11 protein-coding genes and 1 pseudogene are annotated in these 16,357 nt (G+C 74.7%); 9 read left to right on the top strand and 3 right to left on the bottom strand.

Annotated features, from left to right (window positions below; all coding sequences use genetic code 11):
• Window positions 1-206: 206 nt before the first annotated feature.
• The 8 genes from ABZ154_RS25935 to ABZ154_RS25900 all read left to right on the top strand — a co-directional run bounded on the left by ABZ154_RS25935 (window position 207) and on the right by ABZ154_RS25900 (window position 11,052).
• Window positions 207-2,480 (top strand): hypothetical protein, encoded by a 2,274-nt coding sequence (locus ABZ154_RS25935; protein ID WP_356836440.1) that lies wholly within the window; start codon window positions 207-209, stop codon window positions 2,478-2,480.
• Between the two features lies 1 nt (window position 2,481).
• Window positions 2,482-3,753 (top strand): hypothetical protein, encoded by a 1,272-nt coding sequence (locus tag ABZ154_RS25930; RefSeq protein ID WP_356836438.1) that lies wholly within the window; start codon window positions 2,482-2,484, stop codon window positions 3,751-3,753.
• Entirely contained in the window at window positions 3,750-6,245 is a 2,496-nt protein-coding gene (locus tag ABZ154_RS25925) for a GTPase-associated protein 1-related protein (protein WP_356836436.1), read from the top strand. Before ABZ154_RS25930 ends, ABZ154_RS25925 begins: the two co-directional genes overlap by 4 nt.
• Complete coding sequence (locus tag ABZ154_RS25920; protein WP_356836435.1) at window positions 6,245-7,882, top strand: hypothetical protein; 1,638 nt, start codon at window positions 6,245-6,247, stop codon at window positions 7,880-7,882. Before ABZ154_RS25925 ends, ABZ154_RS25920 begins: the two co-directional genes overlap by 1 nt.
• A 51-nt stretch (window positions 7,883-7,933) precedes the next feature.
• A complete protein-coding gene (locus ABZ154_RS25915) occupies window positions 7,934-8,080 on the top strand; it encodes a hypothetical protein (protein WP_356836433.1) in 147 nt (48 codons plus the stop codon).
• A gap of 85 nt (window positions 8,081-8,165) precedes the next feature.
• Entirely contained in the window at window positions 8,166-8,828 is a 663-nt protein-coding gene (locus tag ABZ154_RS25910) for a tellurium resistance protein (RefSeq protein WP_151512287.1), read from the top strand.
• The gene (locus ABZ154_RS25905; RefSeq protein WP_356836431.1) at window positions 8,825-9,724 is read left to right on the top strand and encodes a protein phosphatase 2C domain-containing protein; all 900 of its coding nucleotides are present in this window, start codon (window positions 8,825-8,827) and stop codon (window positions 9,722-9,724) included. Before ABZ154_RS25910 ends, ABZ154_RS25905 begins: the two co-directional genes overlap by 4 nt.
• Complete coding sequence (locus ABZ154_RS25900; protein WP_356836429.1) at window positions 9,721-11,052, top strand: protein kinase; 1,332 nt, start codon at window positions 9,721-9,723, stop codon at window positions 11,050-11,052. Before ABZ154_RS25905 ends, ABZ154_RS25900 begins: the two co-directional genes overlap by 4 nt.
• A gap of 18 nt (window positions 11,053-11,070) precedes the next feature.
• On the opposite strand, the pseudogene ABZ154_RS25895 reads toward ABZ154_RS25900, so the two are convergent.
• From ABZ154_RS25895 to ABZ154_RS25885, 3 genes and pseudogenes are all read right to left on the bottom strand, one after another.
• Window positions 11,071-11,496, bottom strand: a pseudogene (locus ABZ154_RS25895) (inositol monophosphatase family protein); the annotation flags it as partial.
• Window positions 11,497-11,563: 67 nt separating this feature from the next.
• Window positions 11,564-11,893 (bottom strand): hypothetical protein, encoded by a 330-nt coding sequence (locus ABZ154_RS25890; protein ID WP_356836427.1) that lies wholly within the window; start codon window positions 11,891-11,893, stop codon window positions 11,564-11,566.
• 43 nt (window positions 11,894-11,936) lie between these two features.
• On the bottom strand, window positions 11,937-13,415 hold the full coding sequence (locus ABZ154_RS25885) for a hypothetical protein (RefSeq protein ID WP_356836425.1): 1,479 nt from the start codon (window positions 13,413-13,415) through the stop codon (window positions 11,937-11,939).
• A 259-nt stretch (window positions 13,416-13,674) separates the two neighbouring features.
• Between ABZ154_RS25885 and ABZ154_RS25880 the strand changes: the two genes are divergently transcribed.
• Entirely contained in the window at window positions 13,675-16,116 is a 2,442-nt protein-coding gene (locus ABZ154_RS25880; protein ID WP_356836423.1) for a GTPase-associated protein 1-related protein, read from the top strand.
• Window positions 16,117-16,357 lie beyond the last annotated feature (241 nt).

The following is a 16,357-nucleotide window of genomic DNA, read 5'->3' as shown; positions in this document are numbered from 1 at the left end:
CTCTCCCCCCCCCCCCCTCTCTGCCTTTGGGTGGGGGGTGCGCTCCCCCCTTTGGGCGGCGGGGGGGGGGCTCGGCGGGGCGCGCGCGGGCCGCCGCCCCTTCCCCGGACCCGCTCGGGCCGCAAGATGGCGAAACGCCGTCGCGCGGGCCCCGGATCTGCTGGGATGGGCGGTGGGAGCACGAGCCGTGAGCACGGGGGCGCAGGGTGGGGCTGGAGTTCGGGCACGACCTTGGGCTGCGCCGCGCACTGCGCGGTCTGCCGCTCTCCCCGCTCGTCCCGGGGTACGGCCATCTCCTCGCTCAGCAACAGGCCCTGGGGTTACGCCACATCGGCGACGCTCTGGTCGAGCGCGGGCGGGTGCTGCGGGTGCTCGACGGGATCTTCGAGCAGCGCGCCGCGCGCCGCTGGCACCACGTCGGCGTCGATCGGCTGCGTCAGGTGGGCGCCGCGCGCGGCGGGGCGTACGGGCCGTTCCTCACCCGACTGGAGGCGGTGCAGCTCCAGGACCCCGCCGCCCTGCGCCGCGTCCTTCTCTACCAGCTCGTCGAACTCCTCCAGGCACACCCGCGGGGCTCCGAGCCCGGCACGGCCGTCTCCCTCGGCATCTGCCCGCAGGAGGCGCCCGCCCTCGTCCGCGTGGCCGCCGCCCACCTCCGGCTGGACGGCGGACAACGGCGTGCGGCTGAGGGGTTGGCGGACGCCTGGGGAAGCGGAAAGGTGCGGCGCGCCGCCGGGCTGGCGGCCCTGCTCCCGGCGGGCGGCGGGGGCGATGCGATGCTGCGCCGGCGGCTGGCGGAGATCGCCGAGCGGGTGAAGGAGGCCGACGACGCCCTCGACGCGGCGCGGGAGGCCGAGCGAGCGGGCGATGCACGGGCGGCCGAGGACGGCTGCCTACGGGCGGCCCGCCTGGCCTCCGACTGCCCCCGCGCCCTGCTCGGCCTCGTACGGCTGCACCGGCCGGGGGGCGGCGGGGGCACGGAGCGCGGTCCGGCCGAGTCCGAGGGCACCGGGCCCCGTGAGGTGCTGGCGGTCCGCGCCGCGTCGGAGACCGTGTCCCTGTCGCTCTCCCCCTCCCCCACGGCCGCCGACGGGGCGAACGGCCGGCGGGTCATCCGGCTGATACGGGTGCCGGGCGGCACGACCGGGATCGCCGAGATCACGGACGCCTCCCCGTCGGGCGGCTGGGTGGACCACGACCCCCCGTTCGGCCACGAGGTCCGCTATGCCGTGTTACCCCTGCGGGACGGCAGGATCGACGGCCCGCCCGTCGTCTCGGAGGTGCTGCTCGTCGCTCCGGACGTGTCGGGGCTGCGGTCCACCACGGGCCGGGGCCGTATCGAGGCCACCTGGACCGAGCCGTCGGGTGCGCTGGGCGTACGGGGGCGACTCCTGGGACCCGACGGACCGGTGGACGGCGTCGAGGTGCGTACGGGCGCCCTGACCGCGACCGGTCTGGGCGTCGGCGCCTACGTGCTCCGCGTCCACTGCCGCTACCGGTCGCCGGACGGGGCCGTCATCGAGTCGGCGGGCGCGGAGCACCCCGTCTCCGTCGATCCCTGGCCCACCCCGGTGGACCGGCTCGACGCCACGGCTGTCCGCGGGTCCGTCCGGTTCTCCTGGAGCGGCGGGCAGGACGCCGACGTACGCCTCGTCTCCTGGCCGGCCGGCCCGCCGGAGCCGGGGACCGAGCTGACCGACGGCCCGGCGCGGCCCTGGCCCGTTCCGCTGCCCTGGGAGACGGCGACGGGTGGTGGTCTGGTGCCGCCCCCGGGCTCGGTGACGCGGGTGTCCGCGCTCGCCGTGCTCGGCCCGCGTGCGGTGGCGGGGCCCGGTCTTGTCGTCGAGTGCCCGCCCGCCGTGGCCGGCGCCCGGGTGGAGCGGGTGGGCGGGGGCCGGGCGCGCGTCACGTTCGACTGGCCGGCGGGGGCGGGCGAGGTCGCGGCCACCGTTGACCAGGACGGAGCGAGCACGGTGCACCGGGTGGTGGCCCGCAGCACCTACGTCCGGGAGGGGCTGTACGTGGACGTGGCGCCCTCCGCGTTCTCCGTCACCCTTTCCGCCGCGCCCCGGACGACGGACGCGGTGGTCGTTCCCGCGCCGGGCGGCGAGACCCGGGTCCCGGCGGACATCGCCGTGAGCTACCGGATCGTTCCCGGTGCCCGCCGAGCCCTGCGCCGGGGGCCCTCGCTGCTGCGGGTCAGCCTGTCCTGCCCGGGCGAAGCCCCGTCCGGGCTACCGGAGTTCGTCCTCGTGGCCAGGGCGGGCAACGGCCGCGACCCGATCCGGCCGCGCACCCCCACGGACGGGACGACCCTGCTCCGGCTCGACGGGGGCGCCCTGCGGCCCGGCAGTCCCGTCGAGCTGCCCGTGCCGTCCGGCCTCCGGCCCCCCTACGCCCTGCGCGGGTTCCTCCTCGGCGAAGGGGCCGCCGACGTACGCCTCGACGAACCCTCTCCCACGACCCTGGTGGTGCGCTGACATGACGACCGTCATCTGTCCCTACTGCTTCGACCGCGCACCGGCCGCGCGCCTGCCCTACCGCTGTCTGATGATGGCCACCGGGGTACGCGGCGGCACCCCGTGCGACGCCGAGCCCGACGACGTATGGGCCGACTTCATGGGACCGAGCCTGCCGCCCTCCCGGCGGCTGCGCGGCCCGGTCTTCCCCGCGCCCCGCACTCTCGCGACCCTGCGCGGCACCTCCGCCCGGCAACCGTGCCCCGCATGCGGGGTGGCCACATCGGTACGGGTCTGCCGCGGCTGTCACAACGACTTCCCCAGCGAGTACTGCGACCAGGACAGCCGCATCATCGCCCTGGTGGGCGCCAAGGCCTCCGGGAAGAGCACCTACGTCTCGGTGCTCGTCAACGAACTGCGGGGCCGGGTCGGCCGGGAGTACAACATCTCGCTGCCCGCGATGGGGGCCGAGACCCAGCGCCGTGACCGGGAGATGGAGGAGGACCTGTACGAGCGGCTGCGGCTCCCGGACACCACCCGTCCGGCCGCGATGGGCTTCAACGACCCGCTGCTCTACCGGCTGAGCGTGCCGCGCCGGGGGCGGTACGCCAAGGGCAGCAGGCACACCACGCTGGTCTTCTTCGACGCGGCGGGCGAGGACCTCAAGAGCGCGGAGGCGATGGCCCGTTACACCCAGTACCTGGCGGCCGCCGACGGGATCATCCTGCTCGTCGACCCGCTCCAGATGGGTTCGGTGCGCGACCGCAGCGCGTCGGCCGACGGGCCGCCGCTGCCCGCGGTCGAGACGTCCCCGCAGCAGATCGCCTCCGACCTCGCCGCCCAACTGCGCTCCCACGGACGGAGCGTGTCCCGGGGCCGGGTCACCACACCGATGGCCGTCGCCGTGACGAAGACGGACGCCCTGCGGGCGCTGCTGGGGGCGCACTCGCCGCTGCTGCGCAACGCCACCCACAGCGGCGGCGAACTGGACGACGGTGACCGGCTCGCCGTGCACGAGGAGTTGCGGTCCCTGCTGAGTGACTGGGACTCCGGGGTGCTCTGCCGTCAGCTGGAGAACGACTTCGCCGAGCTGTCGTACTTCGGCCTCTCGGCGCTGGGCGCACCGCCGCCCGCCGACGCGCCGGCCGACGCCCCGAAATCGGGTCCGCAGCCGCTGCGGGTGGAGGATCCGCTGCTGTGGCTGCTGGGGCGGCGCGGTCTGGTCCCGGTGCGCGAGAGCCAACGGGAGGACCGGCGGGAGAACCCGGACCGCATGGGGAAGGCCGACGCATGAGCCTGGGACAGCTGCACTACACCTCGGCACCGCCCGGCCCGGACGGCTCGGGGTTCCGCTTCACCGCGCTCACCCCGGGGCTGCCGCAGTCGGTGCTCCGGGAGGCCGAGCAGCTCATCGGCTACGAGCCGCCCCGGAACGCGCCCTCGCGCCCCTCCACCACCGAACTCGCGGCATTTCCGCGGGCGTTCAGCTACAGCGAACTGTCCGACGGCAGCAGGCTGCTGGCCCGTACGGTCTACACGGGCGCCGACTACAGCGGCCGCTGGGGCAACTTCCACGCCCACGCCGTCCACCTGGCCCCGGGGCAGCAGCTGCCGGACGGGGCCCTGCCTGTCAGTGCCTGGGAGTCCCCCGGATGGACCGCGGCCACCCCGGAGGGAGGCGCCCCGCCGGCTCTGGCCGCGCTGCCGCCCTCCACCCTGCTGGACCCGGCCGGCCTGATCGCCTTCGCCGCCTCCCGGGCGCCCTGGCTCGCCGCCGTGTTCACCGACCTCCAGCGTCAGGCCGAGGACGAGACGGCGCCGCAGGTCGTCCTCGTGGAACGGGACAGCGCGGATGTGGCCCGCTGGGTGGCCCTGGCGAGCGCGGCACTGCCCCGGGAGGCGGCGCACCGGCTGACGTTCACCACGTACACCCGGCGCCCGCACCTCGCCGGGCAGCGGATCATCGGCGTCCTGCCGGACGACGCGCACGGGCTCGCCGGTTCCGGGCGCCGCTACCGGGTCCACGACTGCGCCGTCCCGCCCGCCCCGGACGGGCCGGCGCCCGGCCCCGACGGGTCGCAGCCGGCCCCCTGGGCGGTGGCCGCCGCCCGGATCTGGTCGGCCGGTGCCTTCGAACTCTTCCAGCACGCCCACCGCCTCCCGGGAGAGCCGTTCACGGCAGGACCCGCGTCGGCGCTCGCCCTGTGCGCCGGGATCGACCTGCCGTCGCCGCACCGGACGGCGGCGGCCCTGTGGGCGTGCGAACACCCCGCCGAGCTCGACGAGCAGGAGCTGGACGGGCTCGTACAGACCCTGGCGGCCCCCCGGCAGGAGGCGGTACCGGCGGCCGAAACCGCCGCCCTGGCCGAGCTGTTCGCCCGGGCCGGCGGGGGCCTGCGGCCGGAGACCGCCGCTCCGCTCGCAGCCCGCCTGCTCACCGCCGCCGTCCGCTCGGCCGAGCCGGTACGTCCGCCCGAGCTCGGAGCCCTGACCGACGTGGTGGCCCGGCAGCTGGCGGCCGAGCTGGGCCCGGAGCTGCGGGCCGGGATCGCGGACGCGGCGGGCGGCTTCGCGCGTCCGCTGCGGCTGCTGCGGGTGGCCGGTCTCCTCGCGGTGGACTGCTCCGACCTCGTCACCCCGCTCGCGCACCGGCTGGCGTCCGCGCTCGTGGCCGATCCGTCCGCGTACGGGGGTGAGCTCCACGAGACGCTGACGGACCGCCCCGGCCTGCACACCGCCCTGCTGCGGGAGCTGGACGCGGCGGCCCTGGCCGGTCCTGCCGCGGTCACCGTGCTGCTGGAGCGTGCTCCGGTGGAGCTGGCGAGCCGCGAGGCGCTGCCGTATCTGCGCATGTGCGGCCGGCGGGCCAGGGGCCCGGCCGGGGGCGGGGGCGGCGACCGGAGCGGTGAGCTGCGCGCCGTGCTGGACGCGGCACGGGTCTCCGTCTTCGCGCATCCGCCACTCCTGCGCGTCGCCTTCCGCCTGGTGTGGGGCTCCGACACACCGACGCCGGAGGAGGCCCGGTACGTCCTCGCCGAGACCGGGGCCGACGTCCACCGCGCGGCGGAGACCTGGCCCTTCCTGGTCACGGCGGCGCTGAACGGTCGGCCGGGAGACCCGCACGCGGACGAGCTCGCACACGAACTCCTCGCGGCCTTCCCCAAGGAGCTGCGGCCCCACGACCGGGCGGCCCTCCTGCTGCTGGAGTTCGCGCGTGACCTGCGGGCGGGCGGTGCCCCACCCGGCTGGGTGAGCCGGGTCCTCGGCCTGCGGAGCACGGCCCAACCGGTGAACCCCGCGGTGCTGGAACACGTCTTCGGCAGGCTCACCCGGAGGCTGCTGACCGACCCCGGCGCGGGCCGCGAGCTGGACGAGATGATCCGCAGCGGCGACGCCGACCTCTGCGCGGCCTACGAGCGGGCCGCCCAGCAGGACGGGGTGCGGAGCCGACTCCTGCGCGATCCCCGCTACTTCGCGGACCGGTTCGTCGACTGGAACGCCCACCCCCAGGCGGGCGGGGCCTGGGGCAACGTCCGGGGCGCACTGCTGGACGGGGTGCTGCGTCCGGCCGCGCGGGCGCTGACCACCGAGGAGCTGGCCACCGTCGAAGCGGCCCTCGCCAAGCGGGGTGCACGGCACGCGGAGGACTTCCGCGCCTGGAACCGGCCGGGGGCGCTGAGCCGGCTCGGGCTGCGGTTCGGCGGGCGGGACGGCCGCCCGGGCAAGGGATCGCCCCGCCGCCGAGGCTCCGGTTCCGGGGAGCGGCGCCGGGACGGGGGCGCCTGATGGGCGGGCTGATCACGGCGGCGGTCTGGCTGACGGTGGCGGTCTGGGCGGGGGTGTGCCTGTTCCGCGCGTTCTGGGAGTTCCTCGCGCTGGCGCTGGGTGCCTCCGCGAAGGTCCTCGGCCCCCGGACGCCCGGCACACCCGACCCCCGGATCCCGCCCGTCGGGACCGAGCCCGCACAGCGCGCGTACTGGTCGCGGCTGATGTGGGTGGACGCGTACACCTCCGCCCGCGCCGCCGCCTCCGCCGTACGGCACCGGCTGCTGGGCCGCTGGATGGCGGTCACCGCCCGGCGCATGTTCACCGGGCACCAGCCGTCCACCGGCTACCGCTTCGGCCACTGGATCGCCCGTTTCGTCGTCCGCCTCCTGGCCCCGGGCACCGCACTCGGGGCGATCACGGGGGCGCTCCTCGCCTCGGCGGTCATGGTGCTCGTCCACCTCGTGATGTGGCTGCTGGCGGGCCTGGTGTGGCTGGCCGCGGTGGCCGGGGTCGTGGTGCTGCGCGGTGCGGACCGGGCCGGGGCTCTGGTGCGGCGGGTCCGGATGAAGTGCCCCTACCCGGGCTGCTACCGGGCCTTCCCGCTCGCCGTGCACCGTTGCCCGGGCTGCGGCGCGGCCCACCGGGAGCTGCGGCCGGGCGGGTTCGGCGCGTTGTGGCACGTCTGCTCGTGCGGGCGCCGGCTCACCACCGTCTCCCTGGCCGGCCGCGACCGGCTCGCGGTCGAGTGCCCGCACTGCGACCGATCGCTCCCGGCCGGGATCGGGCGCCTGCGCATCGTGCACGTTCCGGTGATCGGCGGGACCTCGTCGGGCAAGACGATGCTGATGGCGGCGGCGGTCTCCGGGCTGCACGCGACGGCCGGGCGGAGCGCGCTGAAGGTGTCGTTCGCGACGGACGACGACCGGCGGGACGTCGTGGACCTCGACGGGCAGCTCAAGCAGGACGGTCGCGTGCGCAAGACCCAGGGCGGCCAGCCACGGGCGCTGATGCTGCGAGTCACTCACCGCCGCGGGCACCGGCTGCTCTACCTCTACGACCCGATGGGCGAGTCCCTGTACGACGTGGACTCCACGCGCCGCCAGGAGTACCTGGCCCACGCGGACGGGGTGGTGCTGGTCGTCGACGTCCTGGCCGAGCCCCAGGTGCGCCGGTCCCTCTCGGCCGCCGAGGAGGAGCTGGCGCGCGCGGCCGGCCCCTCGGAGCCGGGGCCGTGGCAGACGTACCAGACGTTCACCGGCGAGCTCTCGGCGCTGACCGGACGGCGTCGGCGCGGTCGGCTGCCGCTGGCGGTGGTGGTCACCAAGCGGGATGTGCTCGACCGGATCGAGCGCCTGCGGGTCCCCGCGACAGGGATCGCCCCCTGGCTGGCCACGATCGGTCTGGACCCGCTGGTACGGGACCTGGGGCACCGCTTCCGGACCCGGCGGTACTGGGCGCTCAGCGCCTACGCGGCCACCGGTACGGGCCCCCTGGTGAGCGAGCAGCAGCGGGCGGCTGAGGCGGTGTTGTGGATTCTGGCCCGCACGGGGCTGCGGGTCGGCAAGCTGCTCTCGGAGGGCTCCGATGCCGACCCGTCCGTGCCCGGCATGCGAACCGCGCCTGTACAAGATCGTCAACCCGCTGACGGAGCCTGACGTGGTCGTTAAGGTCGGTCACGTCCGAGAAGAGAGGAACGGTCCACGGCCATGCCGGTCGTCACACCGAACATCGCGCGGGGGCGTCGACTGCTCCTCGCCCTGTTCGTCATCGCCTCCGTGCTCACGCTGGGCGGGCTCCTGGCCTGGGGCCTGGTGCACCTCGGAGAGCTGCTGAGCGGGTGGCTGAGCGAGTGAGGACACCCCATGTCCGTCCCCGACGGCACAACGAAACACACCATGACAAGGAGGGCTTCGAGTGAGTGACATCCCCGGCGGTCCCATGGCGAACCGGCCGGTCCACTTCATCTGGCTGCTGGACTGCTCGTACTCCATGCAGGGCGAGAAGATCGGACAGCTCAACTACGCGATCCGGGAAGCGGTTCCCGAGATGCGGTCGGTGGCCCACGACAACCCTGCCGCCCAACTCCTGCTGCGTACGCTGACCTTCTCCACGGAGGCACGCTGGCACCACAAGGACCCGGTGCCGGTCGACGACTTCACCTGGCAGGACGTCCAGGTCGACGGCATGACCAACCTGGGTGAGGCGCTGGAGGTGGTCTCCCGGGAGTTCCAGACCCCGCCGATGCCGCAGCGGGCCCTGAAGCCGGTGCTGGCACTGGTCTCCGACGGGGTGCCGACGGACGACTGGAAGACGGGCCTGCGGGCACTGGACGCCACGCCGTGGGGCAAGAAGGCCGTGCGGGTGGCCATCGCGATCGGGGCGGACGCGGACCGCAGCGTGCTCCAGGAGTTCCTGGGCAACCCCGAGCTCCAGCCGCTGGACGCCAACAGCCCCAAGCAGCTGGCGGCGGCGATCCGCTGGGCCTCGACCGCCGCCGTCAAGGCCGCGTCCCAGCCGGTGGCGGCCCCCACCGACGCCACGGTAAAGCAACCGCCTTACGCGCCGCCGCAGTTGGACGACGACGATGACGACGTCTGGTGAGCGCTCCTGAGCGGCCGCTGTGGGAGACGCTCGAACACAGCGTGCGGGGGGTCAACAAGCAGATCAACCAGGACTGGTACGTCGCCGAGGGGTCCGGGTCCAAGGGCGATCCGCTGATCCTCTCGGTGGCGGACGGCCATGGCTCGGCGGCGCACGCCCGCAGCCATATCGGGGCGCGGTGCGCGGTCGACCTGTTCGCCGTCCAGGCCCGCAGGTTCGCAGAACTCGCGCGCTCCGAGGGCCCGGACGGGACGACGCAGAGCCTGAGCTGGCTGATGAACTACGCGCGCAACGAGCTGCCCCGGCAGCTGGTGGCCGCCTGGCAGGAGCAGGTGCTCGCCCACTGGGACCGCTACCCGGAGACGGTGAACCCGGCGGCCGAGCCGCCCCGCAAGGGCCAGAAGCTGCTGCTGTACGGAGCGACGCTGGTCGGTGCGGTGCTCACCCCGAAGATGTTCGCGGCCTGGCAGCTCGGCGACGGTGAGCTGACGGTGATCGGCGCCGATGGGGCGATCGCGCTGCCGCTGGCCCCGATGGAGGTGGATCTCGGCGACGAGACGGAGTCCCTCTGCAGCCGCGATGCCTGGAAGATGGTCCGGGTCCACTGGGCGCCGGTCGTCGCGCGGGACCGCACCCCCCGGCTGATCGCCCTGTCCACCGACGGCCTCTCCAAGAGCTTCGCCTCCGACGAGGGCTTCGCCCAGTTCATGACCGGGCTCGACCAGCGGCTCGCGAAGGACGGCGGCACCGACGACGTACGCGACGCCCTGCCCGGGTGGCTGGCCGAGGCGGCCCGCTACTCCGGTGACGACACGACCCTGGTCGCCGCCCGGCGGCCCGGCCCCGACGCGGCGGACCACGGCGCCGCGGCAGAGAGACCACGGAGTGACGCATGACCGGCATGCTCGACGGAGGAACGCTCCTCACCGCTGACGACGGGGAGTCCGTCCGCGTCATCGACATGCTCGGGGCCGGCGGTCAGGGGGAGGTGTACCGGGTGGCGACCGCGTCGGGCGACCGCGCCCTGAAGTGGTACTACCCGTCCTGTGCGACGCCCGAGCAGTCCGACATCGTACGGGAGTTGGCCGCCCGGGACTTCGACGACGACCGCTTCCTGTGGCCGACGGCGTACGTGCCGTCCGGCACGGGCGCGTTCGGCTATCTGATGGATCTGCGGCCGGACCGGTTCAAGGGGCTGCCCGATCTCTTCCGCCGCAGGCTGCGGACCACGCCGCGCGCCCTGCTGGCCGCCGCGCTCTACACGGTTGAGGCCTACCAAGCTCTGCACTCGCGGGGGATCGCCTACCGGGACATCTCCTGGGGCAACATCTTCTTCGACCCGGACAGTGGTGACGTGCTGGTCTGCGACAACGACAACGCCGTGGTCGAGGGGGACACCACCGGCATCTCGGGGACCATGGAGTTCATGGCGCCCGAGCTGGTGCGCGGCGAAAGGGGGGCCAGGCCCGGCACCCAGTCCGACCTCCACTCGCTGTCGGTGCTGCTGTTCATGCTGCTGATGAACCATCACCCTCTGAAGGGCAAACGGGAGTTGGAGATCCACTGCCTGGACGAAGCGGCGGAGAAGCGGCTGTACGGGAAGCAGCCGCTGTTCGTCTTCGACCTCGCCGATCAGGCGAACGCCCCCGACCCCGTCGAGCAGACCACCGTCCTGCACACCTGGGCTGCGGCTCCCCCGGCCCTCCAGGACCTGTTCACGCACAATTTCACCGTGGGCCTGCACCAGCCGACCGCCCGGGTGCGGGAGTCGCAGTGGCGCGACGCGCTGCGCTCCGTCCTGGACGCCATCGTGGACTGCGCCGACTGCGGCCGTCAGAACATGACGCAGCCCGCCGCGAGCACGGCGGGCACGTGCTGGTCCTGCGACAGCCCCCTGATCCTGCCGCCCCGGCTGAGCATCACCACACCCCTGCCCCGCTCCGAGCGCCATATCCGCCTGCGCCGGGACGCCCGGGTGCACGAGCACCACCTGGCGCCGGAACCGTCCCGGCACGACTACAGCGACGCCACGCTGGTGGCCGAGCTGACCGAGCACCCCAGCAGGCCGGGGAAGTTCGGGCTGGCGAACCGGTCATCGACGAGCTGGACGGGGACGCGTTCCGACGGAACCTCGCAGGAGATCGCCCCGGGCCAGACGGTCCCGCTCCGGGCCGGCCTGCGGCTCGACCTCGGCGGAGCACAGGCGGCGGTCCACGCCAAGTAGCGCCGGGTTGCACGGACTTCAGCCGCCGCAGATCATCGACATCAGCAGCCCGTGGGTCTCCTCGTCGGCGGCGGCCACCAGCCCGTGGCCCTCGCCGACCGGGGCGCCGTCGATCCCGGTGACGACGCACCCGGCCGCCCGGCACAGGGCGATACCGGCGGAGAAGTGCACGCTCCCGGAGAGGTCGCCGCCGTCGGTGACGTACGCGGGGCGCTTCCCGGCGGCGACCCAGGCCAGCGCCAGGGTCGTGGAGACGACGCGCGGCCGGAAGTGTCCGGCGAACCCGGGGTGGGCCAGGAGCTCCACGGCCCGGAACCCCGGCGCGCTCGGAAACGGCGGATCCAGGTTGACGTCCACCAGCCGGGTGGCGGAGGTGGGTGCCAGCAGCGTGTCGGCGGCCCCGTCCTGCCGTACGTGGGCGGTCCGCCCGTCGGTGAAGTGCAGGCTGCGGACCACCTCGGCGCCGGCCCGCGCCCCGGCTATCGCTACGTCGACATCGGTAGGTGTCATGTCAGAGCCCGACCAGCCGCCCGATCTCCTGGGCGAGGGCGATTCCGCCGCTGCCCGCCGCGAGCCCCACCGTCAGCGTCTCCAGCGCCTGCCGGATCCGCCCCTGGTCGGCGGGGCGCCCCTCCTCCCCCGCCCGGACCAGCTCGCCGCGCACGATCTCCGCCTGCGCCGCGAGCTCCGGCCGCGCCGCCTCCTGGCGGACGAGCTGTACGAGGTCGGCGGCCAGCTTCAGCGCCTCGGCCGGGGGGGTGCCGTAGGTGACCTCGATCCTTCCGTGGTCGCCGAAGTTGCTCGGTCCGGAGATGTCGCCGTGGAAGTTGTACGTGCTCATGTCGCTCCTGGTGCTCGGTGGGTGCGGGCTCAACGCGTCGGGCTCAGGGCGTGGGGCCCGCGGCCGCCGGGGCCTGGGCTCCCTGCCCGTAGGCGGCGGAGATCTGTCCGTTGTTGCCGATGTTGGCGGGTCCGGTGATGTCGCCGGAGATGTTGTACGTCTGGGTGTTGATGACCTGCTGGGCCTGGTCGAACGAGCTGGTGTCCACGTTGTGGTCCTTCAGGAACCGCTCGGTGGCGATGAGCACGCCCTGCTGGAGCCGGTGCAGGAAGTCCTGCGAGTCGGTGCGCTCCGAGTGGCCCAACTGGTCCCAGGAGGCGACCCGTTCCCGCAGGCTGTCCGTGGTGCCGTAGTCGTACAGCGCGTGCTTCTTGGTGATCTCCCTGCGCGCCTTCTCCAGCTCGCGGGCGCGCCGCTTGTGCTCGGCGTTGCGGCGCCCGATCCGCCCCGGGGCGCCGGTCAGCCCGGACCAGGTGTGCGAGGTGGCGAACCGGACCAGGCTCCACCAGCGTTCGAACCCGTCGCGCGGGACGTAGTCCGCGCCGTAGTAGCGGGCGTGCAGCGGCGGGATGCAGTAGGCCGCGACCTCCCAGGAGAGGCTGGGGTGCTGGAGCCGGGCCCGCAGGTGCATCGAGACGATGACCCGGCCGCCCTCGCCCACCCGCTCCAGGCTGAGGTAGGTCCGCATGCCCGCACCGGGCTTGAGCAGTCCCGCCTTGACCAGCGGCGGCGGGATCTCGCTGTTGGGGGGCCGCAGCCGGTCGGGCAGCACGTCGTCGCCGAGGTAGATGACCTGGGGGCCGAGCACGTAGAGCCGGTTCTGTGCCCGCAGCCCTTCGAGACCGGCGAGGTTTCCCAACTCCCGTGCCAGGTAGGTGTGGAGGTCGACGGCGTCGAAGGGGACCAGGGTCGCCTTGCCGCCGCCGGGGGCGTCGGCGGGGCGGCTGACGTCGATCGGCTGCCAGACCGTCTCCTTGATCTTGTCCCCGCTGCCGACGAACGGGTTCTGCCGTTCGGCGCTCTGGGTGTACGGCACCATGTTCGGGCGCCGCAGGCCGCGCAGCCGCCGTTCGACCTCGTCGGCCACCTCGGGCGCGAGATCCTGGGGGCGGGCGGCGGAGTAGCGCACGGCGAGGGCGTCGCCACGGGCCTGGGCCTCGGCCCGCCGCACCAGCCACCAGGTGCAGCCCAGCACGATCAGCAGCACCGCAACCGCCCCACTCCACAACGCCGATGAGCCGGTGACCAGGCCGCCGATCACGCTCAGCACGGCGAGCCACCACACCGCGCAGAGCCAGGCCAGCCTGCGGTCGCGGAGGTCGGTCCGCCCGGTCGCGCGGCTCGCGTGGCGGGCCAGGGCCAGCAGGTTCACGCCCAGCGGCAGGCCGGGAGCGGTGAGGCGGTCCCCCGAGAGCTCCTGGTGCGCGTACCGGGCGAACGCGTCGTCCAGGTGCACCGACGAGCAGAGCAGTCTGGTGGTGGCGTCCTTGTCGTACGTGGGCAGATTGGGCACCTGCCGCATCGCTTCCCCCCTTATGAGCCCTTCGCGAGCCCTGATGGGCACGAGCCGGTGCGCCTGGGCCGGCGCACCCCCCACAGTCTTCTACACAACGGCCGCTCATGGGTCCGGGAACGGCCCTGAGGCCAGCACCTGACGCAGCGTAGGGAAACCGCCCCCGTCCTTGATAACGTCGCCCCCGCGGCCGTGCGCTTCTCCCCCGACCCGGTCGCGTGTGGGTGGAGCGGGGACCCGGTCGCGGCAGGACGAAGAGGGCCGACAATTGAGCCTTGCACAGGTGCACCACATCTCCGCCGCGCCGGGGGACGAGGAGGCTGCGGGCCGGTTCACAGCGGTCGGGCCGGGGGTGTCGGCGGCGCTGCTCGCGGAGCTGGAGCCGCTGATCGGCTACGCGCTCCCCGACGGAGTCCCGCACAGGCCCGTCGGCACCGAACTCCGCGCCCTCCCGCAGGCGTTCACGTACGTGGTGCTGTCCGACGGCAGCCGTGTGGTCGGCCGTACGGCTCCGGCGCGCGGCGACGGCACGGCACCGGTCCGGTTCCACACGCACGCGGTGCACATACCCCCGGGCGTCCCGCTGCCGGGCGGCCGGCTGCCGGTGGAGGCGTGGCGCTCACCGCACTGGGTGTCCGCGACGCCGGTCGGCGGTGGCAGTTTGTCCGACCCGCTCGGCCTGCTGCCGCCGGGCCCCGCGCCCGTACGGGAGGGCCTCGACGACTTCGCCGTGTCGCGCGGTCCGTGGCTGGCGGCCGTCCTCGCCGATCTCCGCCGGGCGAGTGAGGAGGAGGCCCCTGCGGGCGGGCCGGTGGTGCTGGTGGAGAGGCAGAGCGCGGATGTGGCGCGCTGGCTGGGGCTGGCGGCGGTGACCCTGCCGAGGGAGAGCGTGGAGCGGCTGACGTTCACCACGTACACGCGGCGGCCGGGGAGTCCGGCGCTGCGGGTGGTGGGGGCGCTGCCCGAGGACGCGGCGGCGGCGCGGGAGGCGGGGCTGCGGGTCCATGTGTGCGCGGACCGGCCCCCAGTGGACGGTACGGCGGAAGCGTGGGCCCGGACGGCGGCGCGGGTGTGGCGGAGCCGGGCGCCGGAGCTGTTCGAGGAGGCGCGCGAGCTGCCCGGGGACCCCTTCGCGGCCGGGCCGCTGGCGGTGATCGCGCTGTGCGCGGGGGTGGCGCTGGGCCCCGAGGAGCGTGCGGCGGCGGCCGGCTGGGCGGCGGAGCGGCCGTACGCGCTGGACGCGAAGCGGACCGGCCAGTTGGTGGAGGCGCTGACGTCGCCGGGGATCGATGACCGTACGGGCTCCGAGTTCGACGCGGTGGGGCGGCTGTTCGGCGCGCTGGACGGGCAGTGCCCGGCCTCGGTCACCGCGCCGCTCGCCGAGATGCTGGTGACGGAGGCGGTGCGGGGCGGCAACGGTTCGCTGGAACTGCCGCGCCGGGACGCGTTCGTGGGCCCGGAGGGGGAGGCCATCGCGGCGGTGCTGGCCCCGGAGCTCCTGACGGAGCTGGAGAGCGGTGCGGGCGGGGCGCGCCCGGTGGCGCGGACCGTACAACTACTGCGTGTGGCGAAGCTGTTGGGCGTGAACGGCTCGGAGGTGCTGCCGGAGGTCGTCGACCGGCTGGCCCGGAGGATCCTGGCGGAGGCGGACGGGTCCGAGGGAACACCTGACTTCGCCCCGGCGCTCCTGGAGTTGCTGGACGAGCAGTTCGACGTACGGACGGCGTTGCTGGGCGCGCTGGACCGGATCGCGCCGGAGGACCCCGGGGCGGTGGCCCGGCTCCTGGAGCGGGTCGCGCTGCCGTTCACCGGGACGCAGGCCCTGCCGCACCTGCGGATGTGCGCCGAGGTACCGGGGGCGATGACGACCCTCGGCCGGGACCGGACGACTGTCTGGCACCGGGTCCTGCGGGCGGCCGGTCTCTCCCCGTTCGCCGAGCCCCTGGTGCTGCGTACGGGGGTGGGCCTGGTCTGGGAGGACCGGGCGCCCACGGTGGAGGAGGCCCGGCTGCTGCTGGAGGCGGCGACCTCGGACGCGCACCGGGCGGCGGGGACGTGGGCCCGCCTGGTCGACGCGGCGCTCGGCGCCCCTGCGGAGACGGCGGACGGCACCGCGCTCGCCCACGACCTGCTGCGGGCCTTCCCGCAGCAGATCGGCGGCCGGGAGCGGGCCGCGCTCCAGCTCCTCGAACTCTGCCGCGACCTGCACACCGGCGCACCGGAGCCCGGCTGGACGGAGCAGGTCCGCACGCTGCGCGACCGGGCCGCCCCGCTCGAACCGGCCATCCAGGAGCGGGCGTTCACCGCCCTGGTGGAACGCCTGCTGGCCCCGGACCGGCCGGGCGCGGAGCTGTACGCCTTCGTCCGGAGCGACGATGCCGACCTGATCGCCGCCTACGACCGCGCGGCCCGCGCCGAGCCGACCCGCGCACGCCTGGGCACCCACCCCGCCTACGCGGCCGACTGCTTCACCCACTGGACCGCCCACCCTCACGCGGGCCCCGCCTGGACGACCACGGCCGCCGCCCTCCTCGACGAGGTGCTGCGCCCGGCGGTGCGCGGGATGACGGCGGAGGCCGTCGCGGAGGTGGAGGAGACGGTGGGCCGGACGGGCAGCAGCGGCCGGGCGAACGCCTTCCGCGACTGGAACCGGTCGCGCGCGCTGGGCCGCCTGGGGCGGCGGATCGCGGGGCGGGTACGGCGGGGCTGAGCCGGCAGAGGGCGTCCCCTCAGCCGGTCGGCCTTGCAGGACCTTGAGCTCGACATCTTCCTCAGCGGCGCTCGAGTGCAGAACCACCGCAAAACCCTCCCCGGCCTCCTCAGCCAGTTCACCGCCTTCGCTCAGAAAGAGCTCAAGTGCGCATGACCGACGGTGCACAGCAGCGCTTGACCCAGCCAGAGCGCGCGGGTGGTGCGAGCGGGCGGTGCAAGCGGGCCGGGCGGGGCCACAC

Origin of the sequence: Streptomyces sp. NPDC006261, from assembly GCF_040613515.1 — a bacterium.
Lineage (GTDB): Bacteria > Actinomycetota > Actinomycetes > Streptomycetales > Streptomycetaceae > Streptomyces.
Note: the sequence above shows the minus strand (reverse complement) of the source record. Positions and strands in the feature narration are given on the sequence as shown.